At 67.4% G+C, this 16032-nt stretch carries 15 protein-coding genes; 5 read left to right on the top strand and 10 right to left on the bottom strand.

Annotation, left to right across the window (positions count from 1 at the left end):
* Positions 1–259: 259 nt before the first annotated feature.
* Entirely contained in the window at positions 260–2503 is a 2244-nt protein-coding gene (dnaB, locus tag E1P53_RS12930; RefSeq protein ID WP_131734509.1) for a replicative DNA helicase, read from the bottom strand.
* Between the two features lie 572 nt (positions 2504–3075).
* Here dnaB and E1P53_RS12925 point away from each other — a divergent pair.
* A complete protein-coding gene (locus E1P53_RS12925) occupies positions 3076–3744 on the top strand; it encodes a hypothetical protein (RefSeq protein ID WP_131734577.1) in 669 nt (222 codons plus the stop codon).
* Positions 3745–3826: 82 nt separating this feature from the next.
* Here the strand turns inward: E1P53_RS12925 and rplI are convergent, their stop codons facing one another.
* From rplI to rpsF, 4 genes are all read right to left on the bottom strand, one after another.
* Positions 3827–4282, bottom strand: a complete 456-nt coding sequence (rplI, locus tag E1P53_RS12920; protein WP_006901166.1) for a 50S ribosomal protein L9 — start codon at positions 4280–4282, stop codon at positions 3827–3829.
* Between the two features lie 19 nt (positions 4283–4301).
* Positions 4302–4559: a 30S ribosomal protein S18 gene (gene rpsR, locus E1P53_RS12915; RefSeq protein WP_131734508.1), complete on the bottom strand. Its 258-nt coding sequence runs from the start codon at positions 4557–4559 to the stop codon at positions 4302–4304.
* Positions 4560–4621: 62 nt separating this feature from the next.
* On the bottom strand, positions 4622–5128 hold the full coding sequence (locus E1P53_RS12910) for a single-stranded DNA-binding protein (protein ID WP_006901164.1): 507 nt from the start codon (positions 5126–5128) through the stop codon (positions 4622–4624).
* A 113-nt stretch (positions 5129–5241) separates the two neighbouring features.
* On the bottom strand, positions 5242–5523 hold the full coding sequence (gene rpsF / locus E1P53_RS12905) for a 30S ribosomal protein S6 (RefSeq protein WP_006901163.1): 282 nt from the start codon (positions 5521–5523) through the stop codon (positions 5242–5244).
* 190 nt (positions 5524–5713) lie between these two features.
* Between rpsF and E1P53_RS12900 the strand changes: the two genes are divergently transcribed.
* Positions 5714–7159 carry a glycosyltransferase family protein gene (locus tag E1P53_RS12900; RefSeq protein ID WP_131734507.1) on the top strand — a complete coding sequence of 482 codons (1446 nt, stop codon included), beginning with the start codon at positions 5714–5716 and terminating at the stop codon, positions 7157–7159.
* Between the two features lies 1 nt (position 7160).
* On the top strand, positions 7161–7742 hold the full coding sequence (locus E1P53_RS12895) for a GNAT family N-acetyltransferase (RefSeq protein ID WP_006901161.1): 582 nt from the start codon (positions 7161–7163) through the stop codon (positions 7740–7742).
* On the opposite strand, the gene E1P53_RS12890 is transcribed toward E1P53_RS12895, so the two are convergent.
* The 5 genes from E1P53_RS12890 to E1P53_RS12870 form a co-directional block, all read right to left on the bottom strand.
* Positions 7722–8183: a hypothetical protein gene (locus tag E1P53_RS12890; protein ID WP_131734506.1), complete on the bottom strand. Its 462-nt coding sequence runs from the start codon at positions 8181–8183 to the stop codon at positions 7722–7724. The genes E1P53_RS12895 and E1P53_RS12890 overlap by 21 nt on opposite strands.
* Before the next feature lie 36 nt (positions 8184–8219).
* Positions 8220–9161, bottom strand: a complete 942-nt coding sequence (locus tag E1P53_RS12885; protein WP_131734505.1) for an 8-oxoguanine DNA glycosylase OGG fold protein — start codon at positions 9159–9161, stop codon at positions 8220–8222.
* An 83-nt stretch (positions 9162–9244) separates the two neighbouring features.
* Positions 9245–10930: a glycosyltransferase family 87 protein gene (locus tag E1P53_RS12880; RefSeq protein ID WP_244941187.1), complete on the bottom strand. Its 1686-nt coding sequence runs from the start codon at positions 10928–10930 to the stop codon at positions 9245–9247.
* Positions 10848–13250, bottom strand: a complete 2403-nt coding sequence (locus tag E1P53_RS12875) for a transglycosylase domain-containing protein (protein WP_131734504.1) — start codon at positions 13248–13250, stop codon at positions 10848–10850. The genes E1P53_RS12880 and E1P53_RS12875 overlap by 83 nt, the downstream gene beginning before the upstream one ends.
* A gap of 127 nt (positions 13251–13377) precedes the next feature.
* Complete coding sequence (locus E1P53_RS12870; RefSeq protein WP_131734503.1) at positions 13378–13770, bottom strand: DUF5318 family protein; 393 nt, start codon at positions 13768–13770, stop codon at positions 13378–13380.
* A gap of 219 nt (positions 13771–13989) precedes the next feature.
* On the opposite strand from E1P53_RS12870, the gene E1P53_RS12865 reads away from it, so the two are divergent.
* Complete coding sequence (locus E1P53_RS12865; protein WP_131734502.1) at positions 13990–14706, top strand: PadR family transcriptional regulator; 717 nt, start codon at positions 13990–13992, stop codon at positions 14704–14706.
* A 57-nt stretch (positions 14707–14763) separates the two neighbouring features.
* Positions 14764–15855: an inositol-3-phosphate synthase gene (locus E1P53_RS12860; protein ID WP_040527064.1), complete on the top strand. Its 1092-nt coding sequence runs from the start codon at positions 14764–14766 to the stop codon at positions 15853–15855.
* The last annotated feature ends 177 nt before the right edge of the window (positions 15856–16032 follow it).

The following is a 16032-nucleotide window of genomic DNA, read 5'->3' as shown; positions in this document are numbered from 1 at the left end:
CACAGCAGAGAACCCCCGTGCCCGCCAGCGGACGACACCGGCCCTGCCATCACGATCGCGACCCGGCAGCAATCACGCCGCCCACCGCTGCACTTCTGCGCAGAACGCGCCTCGACACGAGTCATCCCCCCCCCCCCCGAACGACGATCAGCGCCGACGCCGCGCGCCGACGCTGATCACTTCAGCACAGAGTGAAGAACCTTTGCAATCGTGAATTGGCGAACTGTGACCAGAGGCACAGCCCGTCAACCCGAACGGGTCAACCGCGCGCCATGTCCACGAACCGGCTGAGATGCAGCTGGTGCGCGACGGTGATCGTCGCCGTGGGGCCGTTACGGTGCTTGCCGACGATGATGTCGGCCTCACCGGCACGCGGATCGTCGCGCTCGATCGAGTCGGGACGGTGCAACAGGATCACCATGTCGGCGTCCTGCTCCAGCGATCCGGACTCGCGGAGGTCCGACACCTGCGGCTTCTTGTCGGTGCGCTGCTCTGGACCACGGTTGAGCTGGCTGATCGCGATCACCGGGATCTCGAGCTCCTTGGCCAGCAGCTTCAGCTGACGCGAGAACTCCGAGACCTCTTGCTGGCGGGACTCGACCTTCTTGCCCGACGTCATCAGCTGCATGTAGTCCACCGCGAGGACTCTCAGGTCGTGCTTCTGCTTGAGGCGGCGGGCCTTGGCGCGGATCTCCATCATCGTCAGGTTCGGCGAGTCGTCGATGAAGAACGGCGCATCCGAGATCTCGCCCATCCGCCGCGCCAGCCGCGTCCAGTCGTCGTCGCTCATCGTGCCTGCACGCATGTCGGCGAGCTTGACCTTCGCCTCCGCCGACAGCAGGCGCATGACGATCTCGGTCTTGCTCATCTCGAGGGAGAACATGGCCGCGGGCAGATTGTGGTGGATGGCCGCCGACCGCAGGAAGTCCATGGCCAGCGTCGAATTGTGGGTGGGCACCATCGCCTCTCCGGCCAGGTACATGTGCTCGGCGTTGTCGACCTGCACGCACCGCACCGGAACCGAGTCGACGGGCCGCACCGCGACGACGCGCCGAACCCCGGCCTTGCGGCGGAGTTCCTTGTGGCGCACCGCCTTGTGATGGACGGTGAAGACATCGTCGTCGGCGTCCACGCGAAGCCATCCGGTCGCCGAACGCTTGTAGCTGTACCCGAGTCCCGCGACGAGGTCCGCGATCACGGCCGTCATGTGACGGGTGGCCGCGGGAACCGTGATCCAGCCGTCGTCGTCGACGGTGGCGCGCGCGTCGAGGATGCCGGCGAGCAAGGCCCGACGCTGAGCGACCGACCCGCGCAGGTACTCGTACGGGATGCGGCCGCCGAGGTCGGCCATGAGGGTCATGACGTCGACGGGCCCCTCGGCGTCGATGCGCATCCCGATCTCGGGATCGTCGAAGGCCATTCCGGCCAGCGCCGCAACTGTGTAGGGGCCGTAGGCGAAACGCTTGCGCGGCAGGTCGAGCGCCTTGGTGTTGCGGATGACCGCGCAGCCGACGTGTGCGCGCAGGCCTCCGGTGGTGACGAGCTGACGCTCACCGTCGATCTCGGCGACCCACTGGTGCTGCTCGTCGGCGACGAGCACCGCGCCGTCGTTGAATTCGACCTCGTAGCACGGACGGTCGGTCATCACGTCCGTCGCAGCGACCACCTTGGTGGGCCGGCCGTGCGCGTCGAGCAGCTCGTTGCCGACGGCGACCTTGCCCATCGTTGTCCACCCGGTCGGAGTGGGCAGCGGGGTGTCGAGGGCGAGCGCCTTGCCGACACCCGGTCGTGCGGCCACGATGATCATCTGGCCCGGATGCAGGCCGTTCGTCAGCTTGTCGAAGTCGGCGAAGCCGGTGGGCACACCGAGCGAGATGCCGCCGCGCGAGGCGATGGAGTCGATCTCGTCCATCGTCGGCTGCAGGAGTTCCTCGAGGGGCACGTAGTCCTCTGCCTGGCGACGTTCGGTCACCTCGTAGACCTCGGCCTGGGCACGGTCGACGACCTCGGCGACGTCCTGACCGTCGCTGCCGGCGTAACCGTACTGGACGATGCGGGTGCCGGCCTCCACGAGGCGGCGCAGGATCGCCTTCTCCGCGACGATCTCGGCGTAGAAGCCGGCATTGGCCGCCGTCGGGACCGTGGAGATCAGGGTGTGCAGATAGGGAGCACCGCCCACGCGCTTGAGCTCGCCGGCCCGCTCGAGTTCGGCGGCCACGGTGACGGCGTCGGCGGGCTCGCCCTTGCTGTAGAGATTGAGGATCGCCTCGAAGATGGCCTGATGCGCCGGACGGTAGAAGTCCTGGGTGCGGATCTTCTCGACGACGTCGGCGATGGCGTCCTTGGACAGCAGCATGCCGCCGAGCACCGACTGCTCGGCGGCGAGATCCTGCGGGGGCTGACGACCGAAGTCCTCGGCCGGGAGGACGTCGCCGTCGCGGCCCTTCTTCTTGTTCCGGTCACCAGCGGCGGGACCGTGCCCGCGGTCATCCACAACAGCCACGCGTGTCTAACCTCTCGCAACGCTCGATCCATCCCCTACACAGGGACGGACACGACCTCTGTGGTGTCGGCCCCGGCTGGCCACCTCGCGAGTCCCCGGTGTCGACCTCGTGCATGTCTGTCTCTTTCCTATCCGGTCGCACCGACATCCACCGACGGCGTCGTGCTCCGGACGAACGGAGACGCTGTCGCGTGACACTAGGGGGTCGGTGGCGTCGACTCAAACCCACCTGTTGATGAATCTGGGGAGGACTTGTGGATGGGGTGTGAGTGGACGGGGGAGCGTTTGTGCAGCCGTTGTGGAACACTTTGGGAATTCAGGTGTGTACAACACTGAACTCCCAGGTCAGGGGCCTGAGATGTTTCCACAATCAAGAAACTGAAAACTCTTTGCCGCTCATCGGCGCGTCGCACCTTGGGCGTGTTGCGTCCGCTCCCACCACCCTCTGTGGTGGATCATTCGGTGAACTCTTTGAGTGACTCTCATTACCACTGGTCCGCGCGCCGCGACCCCTGGCCCTGGCCGTCGATTTGTCGCCGGATCGCAGACGGAGACACCGGCAATGTGATGCAATTGCCGACGTGTCGAGGTTGGGGTTGCGAAGCCGGATCATCCGCAGAACGGTCGGCGCGCTCGCTGCATTCGTGGCGGCGGGCGGAGTGGCGATCGGGGCACCGCCGGCGGTAGCCGCACCGGCCGGACCGACTCTCCCGGTCGAGTTCGATCTCGCCCGTTACCAACCCGTCGATCCCACGACCTATCGGTCGCTCGCCTACGCCGACAACGGCCGATCGTTCTTCACCGCCGGTCGGTGGATGTGCCAGATCGGTCAGGGCTACCGCTACGTCGGCTGCAAGGGGCATCCGGCGACCGCTCCGCGCGGGGCGTCGGGAGCCGCGATCGCCGGCGACCAACAGGGCCCCTGGTGGGTGATGCCCGACGACACCTACCACTGGGGGTCGCGTGCCGGCTTCCGGCCTCCGGTACTCGGGGTCGGCAAGCGCGTCACGATCGCCGGGGTCACGTGCACCGTCCCACGCCCCGACGTCGTCGCCTGCCGCACCGGCGCGCGGGCGCTGATCTTCACGCCTGCGTGGCACAAGTTCTTCTTCCCGTCCTGGGACACCCTGGGACCGGGCACCAGCGCCGTCGCCCACAGCCCGAACCCGGCACCGCGCTACCTGCCGCCGAGGCTCCAGTACTGGAATCAGCTGCCCGCCTCTCCCCCGGCACCGAAGTAGACCCGCACAGAAGGACTCCGGACATGCAGCAGGGCCGGGTGGAATCTCTTCCACCCGGCCCTGTTGCGTCAGATGCGGTGCGTCAGCTCGCGGCGACGACGTCCAGCTGAACGGTCGCGGCGACCTGCGGGTGCAGGTTGACGGTGACCGGGTAGCTGCCGGTGGACTTGATGTGTCCCTTGGGCAGGACGACGTTGCGCTTGTCGACGACGGGGCCGCCGGCCGACTTGATGGCACCGGCGACGTCTGCTGCGGTCACCGAGCCGAACAGCTTGCCCGAGTCGTGGGTCTTGACGTCCAGCGAGATCTTCTCCAGGCCCTCGATGGCCTGCTTCAGCTCGTTGGCGTGCTCGAGACCGCGGACCTCGCGGGCCTCCTGCGCCCGGCGGATGCCCTCGACCTGCTTCTCGGCACCGCGGGTGGCCTTGATGGCCAGGCCGCGGGGCAGCAGGTAGTTGCGGCCGTAGCCGTCCTTGACCACGACGATGTCGCCGGCTTCGCCGAGGTTCTCCACGGCGGCGGTGAGGATGAGCTTCATGTCAACTGATCCTTTCCGCTTATCGGCTGGTCGAGGTGAAGGGCAGCAGGGCCACCTCACGCGAGTTCTTCACGGCCACCGCGATGTCACGCTGGTGCTGCACGCAGTTGCCGGTGACGCGGCGCGAACGGATCTTGCCGCGGTCGGACAGGAAGCGACGCAGAAGCGCGGTGTCCTTGTAGTCGATGACGGCCTTCTTGTCCTTGCAGAAGCCGCACGCCTTGGTCTTGGTGACCTTCTCGACGCGAGGCTTCCGGCTGGCCTTTGCCTTTGCCATGTGTGTATTGCTCCAGTCTTGCCTTCGGGCTCAGGCACTTTCGTGCGTGAACCCAAGAGTGTTCAGAAAGGTGGTTCGTCGTCCCCGCCGCCGAACGATCCGGCGGTGCTGGCAGGTGCGCTGCCCCAGGGATCGTCGGCCACCGGCTGACCCGAACCGCCGCGGCTGCCGCCGCCCGATCCGAATCCACCGCCACCACCGCCGCGCGAGGCACGATTGACCTTGGCGGTGGCATAACGCAGTGAGGGGCCGATCTCATCGACCTCGAGTTCCACCACCGTGCGGCGTTCGCCTTCCTTGGTCTCGTAAGACCGCTGCTTGAGGCGTCCCTGCACGATGACCCGGGTTCCCTTGGTCAGGCTCTCGGTCACGTTCTCCGCGGCGTCACGCCAGATGTTGCAGCGGAGGAACAGCGCTTCGCCGTCCTTCCACTCGTTGGTCTGACGATCGAACGTGCGAGGAGTGGAAGCCACCGTGAAGTTGGCAACCGCTGCCCCGGACGGAGTGAACCGCAGTTCCGGATCGGCGGTCAGATTGCCGATGACGGTGATGACCGTGTCGCCTGCCATGTGTGTTTCCCCTTGGGTCGTTGGTGGGCACTCGCTGATCGACATGCACCGGATTCGAGGACAACCCTAGAACCCGGTACCGACGTCTTCAGACGTTCCAGAAACCCTGTGGACTACTTCCGCAGGACCTTGGTGCGCAGAACCGACTCGTTCAGCTTCAGCTGACGATCGAGCTCGCTGACCGTGGCGGGCTCGGCGCTGATGTCGATGACGGCGTAGATGCCCTCGCTGTGCTTGGCGATCTCGTAAGCAAGACGGCGCTTGCCCCAGATGTCGACAGCATCCACCTTGCCGCCGTCCTGGCGGACAACGTTGAGGAAGGTATCGAGAGAGGGTGCGACGGTGCGCTCGTCCAGATTCGGATCGAGGATGACCATCAGTTCGTAGTGACGCATAAGACCACATCACCTCCTATGGGCTAGGTCGGCCACGGACTGTCCGTGGCAGGAGGGTCGCCTGCGTCGGCAACCTGTCAAAGATACATGACCAGGGCATATTCTCCGAAACCGCAGGTCAGTCGTCACCAGGGCGTGCAGGCGGGTGCGGCTTGCGCGCCGCGCAGCGCGACGACCTACTCTGTTGGCCATGTCGGAGCCGCTGACCACCCCGTCTCGGCGCATCGGTCGTCTGTCGGGTCGCGGCGAGACCGCGGTGATCGTGCTGGTGTCGCTGCTGGCGACCGCCGCCACGATGTTCTGGAGTTACCAGGCCAAGGTCGCCTGCGGCGGCGCCCCTTTCGACGCGCAGGGCCGCAGCCGCAACTGGCCGGCCGGCGACGGCGGACTCATCCCCTGCTACTCCGACCTGATGTACCTGTGGCTCGGCCGCGACATCAACAACCACGTCTTCCCGTACATCCACGGCGGGATCAATCCCGACGGGACCCTGTTCGGCGGCGTCGTCGAATACCCGGTGCTGTCCGGCCTGTTCATGTACCTCGGCGCGATCGGGGCCCACACCGACACCGCGTTCTTCACGCAGTCGGCGCTCCTGCTCGCGCCGTTCGGGTTCGCGATCACCGTCATGCTCGCGCTGATGGTCCGGTGGTGGGCGCTGTTGTGGGCGGCCACGCCACCGCTGGTGTTGTACTCCTTCCACAACTGGGAGTTGCCGGTGGTCGCGACCGCGGTCGGGGCGATCGCGGTGATGGCATGGGGCGCCTCCGCCGACCCCGACACCGGCCGCCGGCGACTCGGACTCCGCACCAGCGCGATCCTCGCCGCGGTCCTGCTCTCGATCGGGTTCTGCCTCAAGCTCTATCCCGGGATCTTCGTGCTGCCGCTGGCGGCCTACGTCCTCACCGGCGGTGCCGTCGACGTGCGGGACGCCGCGCGGCGCGGCTTGGACTGGGCCGGTGCAGCCTGGGTGGCCGGAACGGCGGTGCTGACCGTCGTGGCGATCCAGTTGCCGTTCATGGTGCTCGGCTTCGAGGGGTGGAAGGCGGCGCTGTCGTTCCAGGGACGGCGCAAGGCCGACGTCGACACGAATTCGATCTGGTACTGGGGCCTGCGCTATCTCACCGGGACCACCGACACCTATCACTCACTGGTGGGTGTGCTGTCCCCGCTGCTGGTCCTGGCATCGTTCGCGGTGGCCATGTATCTCGGATGGCGCGTGTACAAGCGGGACGGGATCTTCCCCTGGATCGGCGTGAGCGGCGCGATGCTCGCCGGGTTCATGCTGTTCCACAAGGTGCATTCTCCTCAGTACACGCTGTGGCTGCTGCCCTTCTTCGTGCTGATGAGGGTCCGCTGGCAGGTGATCGTGATCTATCTGGCCACCGACGTGGCGCTGGACCTGACGATCTTCCGTCTGTTCCCGATCCGCGACGCAGGCGATCCGCTCCCGTGGTGGATCTTGACCGGCGTCGCGGGCTCGGTGTGGGTGCACGCGGCGTTGCTGGTCTACCTGATCGCGACGTTGGCGCGCACCTCGCTACGCGAGCCGCTGGCCTCGAGGTTGCGGCGCCCCATCGACGCGAACCGCGTCGAAGCCACCACCGCCCCACCGACATTCACGGGGAGAGCCTGACATGAGTTCGTGGCTGGGGCGCGGTCCCCTCGTCGGCGAGCGTGTGACGTTGCGCGCCTTCACCCTCGACGACGCCGCGGAACTCGCCACCGTCGTCGGTGACCCGGCTCGGTTCCGGTGGTCGCCGAATGTCCCGGTCGACCTCCCCTCCGCGCGCCGGTATGTCGAGACCGCGCTCGCCGACCCGGAGTCGCGAGTGGCCTTCGCGGTCGTCGACAACCTCGACGGGAGGGTCGTCGGCTCGACGAGCTTCTACGAGATCGACCCCGCCAACCTCAGCGTCTGCATCGGCTACACGTTCTATGCCGACGATGTGCAGGGCACCGTCGTCAATCCGACCGCCAAGTACCTGCTCATGCGCCATGCCTTCGAGGAGTGCGGGGCCGTTCGCATCACGTGGCACACGCATGAGCTCAACGCGCGGTCGCGCGCCGCGATCGAGAAGCTCGGCGCGCGCTTCGAGGGGCTGCTCCGCAAGCACCGGCGCTTCGGTGACGGCTGGCGGACCACCGCGCTCTACGCCATGACCGACGACGAGTGGCCCGCCGCGAAAGAAGCTCTCCTACAGCGGATGTCCGCCTGAGTCGGAGGAGTCCTTGCCCGGCGGCTCCTTGGTGTGGTCCGGATGGCCGTGGGTACGGCGGCTCTCCTTCATCCTCGCCTCCTGGAGGTGCCGGACACCGTCGGTCAGCTCGTTGCGGATGTGGTCGGTGTGGTCCCGGAACGGCTGCCAATAGGTGTCGTCGAACTCCTCCATGATCTGGAAGGTCCAGCGCCCGTCGAGCACATTGCGGCCGACCATCTCTGTCTGCAGGGTCTCGGCGATCTCCTCGTGCCCGTCCTCCCGCAGAGCGTCGACGGCCTCGCCGAGGAGCAGGTCCGCATGCCCGATGAGCTGGTGGAAGCTGTACAGGTGCCCGCGAGCACGTTCGACGTACTCGAGTGCCTCCCCCACCTTGCCGACCGCCTCGGCGGTGCTGTCCGCGATGTTCTCGCCCGGCCCACTCGTGTCTGCCTCACTCATGTCCGGACGATACCCACCCGGCGTCCGGTCGAACCCTCAGAACCGTCGGCCGAGGTGGCCGCCGTAGACGTGTTCGTCGTCGAACCCGTCGTGGATCTCGCCCGGCTCGCCGTCGAGGGCCGCGTTGATCTTCTTCCCCAGATCCCGGAACTCCGACTGCGCCTCGGCCGATCTCGGTGCCAGTGCCGAGAAGGTCCGCAACCAGCGGTGGACGGTGCGCAGGTCGTCGGTGGACAACGGACCACGCACCCAGTTCGCCTTCTCCCAGGTCTGGCGTTCCCAGGCCTGCCACGGATGGTCCCAGCCGGTCGGCGGGGTGATCGCGAAGAGCCCGTTGACGACGACGTCGTTGCGGTCGACACCGAGTTCGATGCGCCACCGGTCGACGAGCTTGGAGTAGACCACGTAATCGGCGGCGGTCCAGGTGGAGTCGCGGAGGCCTTTCCATCCGGCCCTCCGTAGCGATCTCGCCACCTTGGTCTCGAGGACGGGACTCGGATGCTCCGGATCACCCGCACCGGCGAAGTACAGGTACCAGGTGAAGCCGGCCGGCCCGAGTCGCTCGATCACGTTGCCGCCCTTGTCGGGTCGCAGCATCGCGAACGCGGCCCCCGGGTCCTCCCGAGCCGCCAGTGCCGCCTCCTGCAGGAGCCGACCGATGCGCTTTCGGTCGGCGGCGACCGCGGCGATCCGTTTGCGCCCGTCGGAGTTCCGCCGGCCGAGACAGAACGCGATCACGTTCCACAGCAACGCGATCGCGTCGTCGGGCGAATCCGCGGCGACGGACCCGAGGCCGAAGAGATCACGGCGTCCGATCTCGTTGCCGAGCAGAGGATTCGGCAGATCGAACTCGGCGAGGGCCTCCGACCACCACTGCGCGTCGACGGCCACGGACTCGGCGGACAACTCGGCGGCACGATCGCCGGCGGCCAACCAGTCGGAGATATCTTCAGGGGCGGGGAGCTGGGTGGGATTCATGGTCCCTTGGACGCGGCTGAGACCGGATCGGTTCCGGTCGGACCGGGATCTCTCCGAGATCGGGAGGGCGCCGGCGCGCGGGATCAGGTCCCCGCGACAGCGACCCTCTCCGGCGGGCTCTGCTCGGGATCTCGTGACCGGTTGCGCCCCAGACTGATCCGCATGCGGTCCGGCGCCGCATCCAACACACCGCCGGCGGGGTCGTCGTACCGGCGACCGTCGTTGCCGCGGCGCACCAGGTCGTCTCCGGGGTGCCAGATCTGCCAGACCACCACCGCGCACAGCAGGATCACCATCAGTCCCCGCACGACGACCGCGACGGTGAACCACTGGTCGGGCAGCCACCGCCTCTCCGCGTCGAGGAAGAGGCTCATGCGCGGAATCCAGATGAGCGCGTCGAGGGTCATCCACGTGAGCAACAACCGCGTGTGCGGAATTGCCAGCACCGCGAGCGGCACGAGCCACAGCGAGTACTGGGGGCTCCACACCTTGTTCACGAGGAGGAATCCGGCGACGGCGAGGAACGCCAGCTGCGCCACCCGGGGCCGGCGCGGGGCCCCCACGCCGATCCCGGCGACCGCCACCAGGACGAGCACCGTCAAGCCCACCGACAACGCGTTCAGATGGTGGATGTTCCATGTGAAACCGAGCGAGTCGGCAAGGATCCGGTAGATCGTGTCGGCGTCGGCCGAACGGTCTGCGTTGAACCGGAAGAACTCCCACCAGCCGGTGGGGTAGGGAATGAGGATCGGCAGGTTGACCAGCAGCCAGGCGGCCGCGGCGGCCGCCGCGGTGGCGCCGAACTCGCGCACCCGCCCGCTACGCAGGCACAGCGCGCCGAGCACGACGAGCAGCAGCGCGGGATAGAGCTTGGCCGCGGCGCCGAGTCCGATGCAGATTCCGGCGAGCCAGGGTCGCTCGCGGGACCATGCCAGCAGCGCGAGGGCGACCGCCGCGGTGGCGATGGCGTCGAAATTGGTGAACGCGTGCACGAACACCAGCGGTGACAGGGCCGCCAGCCACACCGTCCACATCCGGGTTCGCGCCGTGAGCGCGGTCGCCCAGATCGTGACCAGCCAGAACAGTGTCAGGCCGAGCGCGACGATCGTGAAGAACAGCACCACGTCCAGGGCGCCCGGCACTCCCCAGTTCTCGGTGGCCCAGACCCACCCTCGCGAAAGCTGTGCGGCGCCGTACATGAACATCCCGGTCAGCACCGGGTACTCCATGTACCGCTTGATGGTCTCGCCGTCGGAGTCCTCCTGGAACCAGTAGTCCCGGTAGGGCAGCGCGCCGATGTTCAACCGTTCCGCGCCGTAGAGGCTGATGACGTCGCTGTAGCAGAGGTTGGTGAACTGCCGTTGATCGTCCCAGTCCAGACGCATCGAGGCGCCTGCCCCCGCCGCGCTGTCGGCGACCGGGGTCTGTTGCAGACAGCTGGCCTTTCCGAACCAACCCAGCATCAACCCGCAGAGTGCGAGCGCGAACAGCACGCGCAGGGGCGTGAGATGACGGCTGCGGCCGATGACCGCATGTGCGCCGACCGGTCCGCCCACCACCGAACTCGCCTCACGGACGAGGGAATCGGTGCGCGTGGGAAGCACACGCTCGGAGTCGACGCGGGTGTCGGGTGCGCGAGGTACCGGGCTGTCCCAGGCGGGTTCGGCGTCAGCCGAGGTGTCCTGGTCAGCCGATCGGCGGTTCAGGGACTCCTCCGCCGCCCGCACCACCGCCGGCACCGCCACCGGTTCCGCCACCGGCACCACCATCAGCGCCGCCACCGGTTCCGCCACCGGCACCACCATCAGCGCCACCACCGGCACCTCCGCCATTACCGCCATTACCGCCATTACCGCCACCGCCGCCCCGCGGGGCTCCCGGGATCGGGATGGTGACGCCCGGCGCCAGGGTCAGGTTGCCGTCACCGCCCTGGTCGGGGATGTCGAACGTCGGCAACGACGGACCGCGATCGCGGGTCGACGGGGCCGGTGCGTAGGTCGTCGCGGGCGCTTCGTACGGGACACCGGCCACGCCGCCGACCTCCTCGGGCTCGGGGAACTGCTTGATCTCCTTGCCCTCGAGCGCGGCGTCCATGGCCGCCTTCCAGATCGACGCGGGAAGACCGGAGCCGTAGATCGAGGCGCCGTTGTAGTTCTTCAGCGCAGTGCCGTCGTTGGTGCCCACCCAGACAGCGGTCGACAGCTGCGGGGTGTACCCGACCATCCAGGCGTCCTTGTTCTGGCCGGTGTCACCGAGCTGGACCGTGCCGGTCTTGGCGGCCGCCGGGCGCGCTCCGAGCGTCGAGTCGTACAGCGAGTTGCCATTCGAGTAGGCCGGGATCGGCTGAAGCGCGGCGGTCACGTTGTCGGCGACCTTCGCCGGGAAGACCCGCTTGCCCTCGGGCTTGCGCTCGAAGAGCACGTCACCCTTCGCGTCGACGACCCTCTGAACGAAGTACGGCTCGTGATAGACGCCCGACGCGGCGAGCGTCGCGTACGCCGAGGCCATGTCGATGACGCGGGACTGGTACTGCCCCAGCACGACACCGCCCTCGGGTTCGCCGTTCGGCTCCTGCAGGGTCTTCTCGATGTTGCCGAAGGACTCGGCCACACCCGCACGATGCGCGGCGTCGGCGACGTCGCGGGCGCCGTTCTCGAGGTCCATCATGAGGCGGTAGTACACGGTGTTCAGCGACATCTTCATCGCGGTCGCGAGGTTGCACGAACCGCAGCTCTCGCCGTCGGAGTTCTCGACGACGAGACCGCCGGTGGCCTCGAAGGGAGCCGAGCTGTACACCTTCGACAGCGGGATGTCCTGCTCGAGAGCGGCGACCAGCGCGAAGACCTTGAACGACGACCCGGTCTGCAGGCCTGCCTGCGCGAGGTCCCAGCCCTCGGCGTCGTCCCCGCCGTAGTAGCCCCGGACGCCGCCGGTCTGCGGGTCGATGGAGACCACCGACGCGATCAGGTCCTCGGGCTCGCCGTTGAGCTTGCCGTTGGGGCACTTGTAGATCTTGTTCTTCCGGCAGGCCGCCTGCACCACGGCGTTCTGCACCTGCGGGTCGATCGTGGTGGTGATCTTGAGCCCGCCCGTGCGCAACTCACGCTCGCTGATGCCGATCGTGTCGAGTTCCTCGAGCACCCGCCGCTTGATGAGCCCGTTGGGGCCCGGGGTCACGTCGGTGGCGTCGGCGCGCGGCTTGACGGTCTTCGGGAACTTCGCCTCGGCCGCCTGCTGCTTGGTGATGGCGCCGGTGGTGACCATGCTGTCGACCACGTAGCGCCAGCGGGCCTCGGTGGCCTCGGGGTTGGTCTCGGGGTCGTAGTAGGACGGCGCGCGGATGACGCCCGCGAGCAGCGCCGCCTCCTCGAAGGTGAGCGGGTTCTTCTTCGCGCGCGCTGGATCGGTGATCGACTTGTTGAAGTACTTCTGGGTCGCGACGGCGACGCCGTAGGCACCCCGACCGAAATAGATGGTGTTGAGGTAGGCCTCGAGGATCTTCTCCTTGGTCCAGCCATGCCGCTCGTTCATCTTGGCCGCGATCGCGAGTTCCTTGAACTTGCGGCTGAAGCTGCGCTCGTCGCCGACGATCGCGTTCTTCACGTACTGCTGGGTGATCGTCGAACCACCGCCGGCGGACGTGTCGCCGGTGATCTGGCCGATGACCGCTCGTGAGAGACCCCGCGGCGAGAAGCCGTTGTTCGTCCAGAACTCACGGTCCTCGGCGGCGACGATCGCCTGGATCATCACCTCGGGGATCTCGTCGTACGGGACGACGGTGCGGTTGCCGTCGGGCTGGGTGACCTCGGCGATGGTACGACCCGAGGTGTCGACGATGGTCGCCTTCTGGCTGACCTCCGGCTCGGGGATCTCGGCGGTGAGATAGGTCCAGGCGAACGCGACGATCAGGACCAGCACGATCGCCGGCACGACGGCGCCGACCGCACCCAGTGCCCAGGCGAAACGCTTGTTCCGCGCGGCCGCCTCGGCGGCCGCCGAGTACCGGCCCCGACCGCTGCTGCTACCACCGCGGGCGGATCGGGAACCCGTCCCTCGCGGCGTGGGCGAAGAACCGCGTACCTCGCTCATCGTCCACCTTTCCAACCGGGCGCGGCGACGTCTCGCGTCGCCGGCCCCGGCCACTTTTCAAAGCCTTTGCCATTCCACTGTGACAGCACGCGCGTCGACGGCTGGAAAACCGCTGGTGGGCGCACTGCTACTTGGCCACTCGCCGGGTCCGTCGCGTGGACCGGGGCGGCAGCCCGGCAACGTATGACTGCACCAGATGGTTCCAGCTGCACGTCCGGCACACCTCGACCACGTGGACCGTGAACTCCTCGGCGGTGGTCGCCAGCCGGGCGATCTCCTCGTTGCTGCGGGCAGATCCGCTCACCTGGCCCAGCCGCTCGCCGAACACCCACGAGACGAGGGTGACCTGCTCTTTCCGGCAGATCGGGCACAACACATCGCTGAGCCGCCCGTGGAACTTCGCCGCGCGCAGGAGATAAGGACTCGCGTCGCAGACGTCGGCGACGGCCGTCCGCCCGGAATGGACCGCGGACAGCCGAGTACGCCGCTGGAGGGCGTAGTCGACGATCTGGCGCTGCACGGTTTCAAGCGTACGTGGTCACGCGTTTGTCGTCGGCGTGACGGTCCGGTCCAGCGGATCGGGATCGGCCGCGACATCCCGCACGTCTATGGCCTTCGCCACCCATCGTGGACACGGTTATATCGGTGCGATACATTGGCGAACACATCGGAGCGGTATGTCCAACCGTCAGAACGCCCCGAGACATGATCTGCACACACGAACCGAGGGGGGTGACCGATGCTCGAGTTGGCGATTCTCGGCCTGCTCCTCGAATCCCCCATGCACGGTTACGAGCTGCGCAAGCGGCTCACCGGCCTCCTCGGGGCCTTCCGTGCCTTCTCCTACGGTTCGCTGTATCCGACCCTGCGCCGGATGCAGGCCGACGGCTACATCGTCGAGGCCGACGCCCCCTCGGGCGGAAAGGTCCGGCGGGGGCGTCGGGTGTACCAACTCACCGACGCCGGCCGCGAGCGGTTCGCCGAACTCGTGGCCGACACCGGTCCGCAGAACTACACCGACGACGGTTTCGGTGTTCATCTGGCGTTCTTCAGCCGGACCCCCGCGGTCGCGCGCATGCGCATCCTCGAGGGACGCCGCCGGCAGGTCGAAGAACGCCGCGAAGGGTTGCGCGAGCTCCTGCGACGGTCCAACCGTTCGGTCGACCGCTACACCCGCCAGCTGCATCAGCTCAGCCTCGAGTCCAGCGAACGGGAGGTCCGCTGGCTCAATGAACTGATCGCGGCAGAGAGCTCCCGTCAGGAGAAGGGGACTTTCAGCCCGTTCGACTCCGACAACCTCACCTCGGACACCACCGGGGCGGAGAGCGTCGGGGACGAGCTGTCACACGACGATCCGGGGTCGACGACCGACCCCGGGCCATCCGATGACGATTTCGAAGAACCGAGCTCGACGCCGAGCCGGGATGAAAACGGCTCGGAGTTGCCGAGCAAGTGAAAACAACGGTGGCGCAGGGAACGACTGCGATGCCGCGACAAGAAGGAGAGCCCGACCATGGGTGAGCCCAATAAGGTGCGCGTTGCCATTGTGGGCGTAGGAAACTGCGCTTCATCCTTGGTGCAAGGCGTGCAGTACTACAAGGACGCCGACGAGAACTCCACCGTGCCGGGTCTGATGCATGTGAAGTTCGGCCCGTACCACGTTCGCGACGTCGAGTTCGTCGCCGCCTTCGACGTGGACGCCAAGAAGGTCGGCTTCGACCTCTCGGACGCGATCTTCGCGAGCGAGAACAACACCATCAAGATCGCCGACGTGCCGCCGACCGGCGTCACCGTCCAGCGCGGTCACACCCTCGACGGCCTCGGCAAGTACTACCTCGAGACCATCACCGAGGCCGACGGCCAGGGCGTCGACATCGTCCAGGCCCTCAAGGACGCCGAGGTCGACGTCCTCGTCAGCTACCTGCCGGTGGGCTCGGAGCAGGCCGACAAGTTCTACGCGCAGTGCGCGATCGACGCGGGCGTCGCCTTCGTCAACGCCCTGCCGGTGTTCATCGCCTCCGACCCCGAGTGGGCGCAGAAGTTCGTCGACGCCGGCGTCCCGATCGTCGGCGACGACATCAAGAGCCAGGTCGGCGCCACCATCACCCACCGCGTGATGGCGAAGCTGTTCGAGGATCGCGGCGTCACCCTCGACCGCACCTACCAGCTGAACGTCGGCGGCAACATGGACTTCAAGAACATGCTCGAGCGCGAGCGCCTGGAGTCCAAGAAGATCTCCAAGACCCAGGCCGTCACCTCCAACCTGACCGGCTCGCTCGCCGGCAAGGTCGAGGACAAGAACGTCCACATCGGTCCCTCGGACCACGTCGCATGGCTCGACGACCGCAAGTGGGCCTACGTCCGCCTCGAGGGTCGCGCCTTCGGCGACGTGCCGCTGAACCTGGAGTACAAGCTCGAGGTCTGGGATTCCCCGAACTCGGCCGGCATCATCATCGACGCCATCCGCGCGGCGAAGATCGCCAAGGACCGCGGCATCGGCGGCCCGATCATCCCGGCCTCGGCCTACCTGATGAAGTCCCCGCCGAAGCAGCTCGCCGACGACGTCGCGCGCGCTCAGCTCGAGGAGTTCATCATCGGGGCCTGAGCCTCGTAACCTGCTTTCCGAGCACCCGAAGCCCCGTCCGGTCCAGCGACCGGACGGGGCTTCGTCGTGTTCGCATCCGTGCCGTGCTCTGCGGATTCCCCGGTGCGACCGGGACCAGCCGTCGAGAATGCGACATCGAGGGTCTTGCGCCCGACAGGGACCACCTCGGCATCTCGG

It is taken from the genome of Gordonia paraffinivorans (genome assembly GCF_900683595.1).
In the GTDB taxonomy this organism is placed as follows: domain Bacteria; phylum Actinomycetota; class Actinomycetes; order Mycobacteriales; family Mycobacteriaceae; genus Gordonia; species Gordonia paraffinivorans.
The sequence above is the reverse complement of the archived record's forward strand: the minus strand, read 5'-3'. Positions and strand labels throughout refer to the sequence as shown.

Bases quoted from the DNA above. Each gene is read 5' to 3' on its own strand.
- E1P53_RS12860 (WP_040527064.1), top strand. From the start codon at position 14,764: ATGGGTGAGCCCAATAAGGTGCGCGTTGCCATTGTGGGCGTAGGAAAC.
- rpsF (WP_006901163.1), bottom strand. From the start codon at position 5,523: ATGCGTCACTACGAACTGATGGTCATCCTCGATCCGAATCTGGACGAG.
- E1P53_RS12865 (WP_131734502.1), top strand. From the start codon at position 13,990: ATGCTCGAGTTGGCGATTCTCGGCCTGCTCCTCGAATCCCCCATGCAC.
- E1P53_RS12875 (WP_131734504.1), bottom strand. From the start codon at position 13,250: ATGAGCGAGGTACGCGGTTCTTCGCCCACGCCGCGAGGGACGGGTTCC.
- rplI (WP_006901166.1), bottom strand. From the start codon at position 4,282: ATGAAGCTCATCCTCACCGCCGCCGTGGAGAACCTCGGCGAAGCCGGC.
- E1P53_RS12885 (WP_131734505.1), bottom strand. From the start codon at position 9,161: ATGAATCCCACCCAGCTCCCCGCCCCTGAAGATATCTCCGACTGGTTG.
- E1P53_RS12895 (WP_006901161.1), top strand. From the start codon at position 7,161: ATGAGTTCGTGGCTGGGGCGCGGTCCCCTCGTCGGCGAGCGTGTGACG.
- rpsR (WP_131734508.1), bottom strand. From the start codon at position 4,559: ATGGCAAAGGCAAAGGCCAGCCGGAAGCCTCGCGTCGAGAAGGTCACC.
- E1P53_RS12890 (WP_131734506.1), bottom strand. From the start codon at position 8,183: ATGAGTGAGGCAGACACGAGTGGGCCGGGCGAGAACATCGCGGACAGC.
- E1P53_RS12910 (WP_006901164.1), bottom strand. From the start codon at position 5,128: ATGGCAGGCGACACGGTCATCACCGTCATCGGCAATCTGACCGCCGAT.
- E1P53_RS12880 (WP_244941187.1), bottom strand. From the start codon at position 10,930: ATGGTGGTGCCGGTGGCGGAACCGGTGGCGGTGCCGGCGGTGGTGCGG.
- E1P53_RS12900 (WP_131734507.1), top strand. From the start codon at position 5,714: ATGTCGGAGCCGCTGACCACCCCGTCTCGGCGCATCGGTCGTCTGTCG.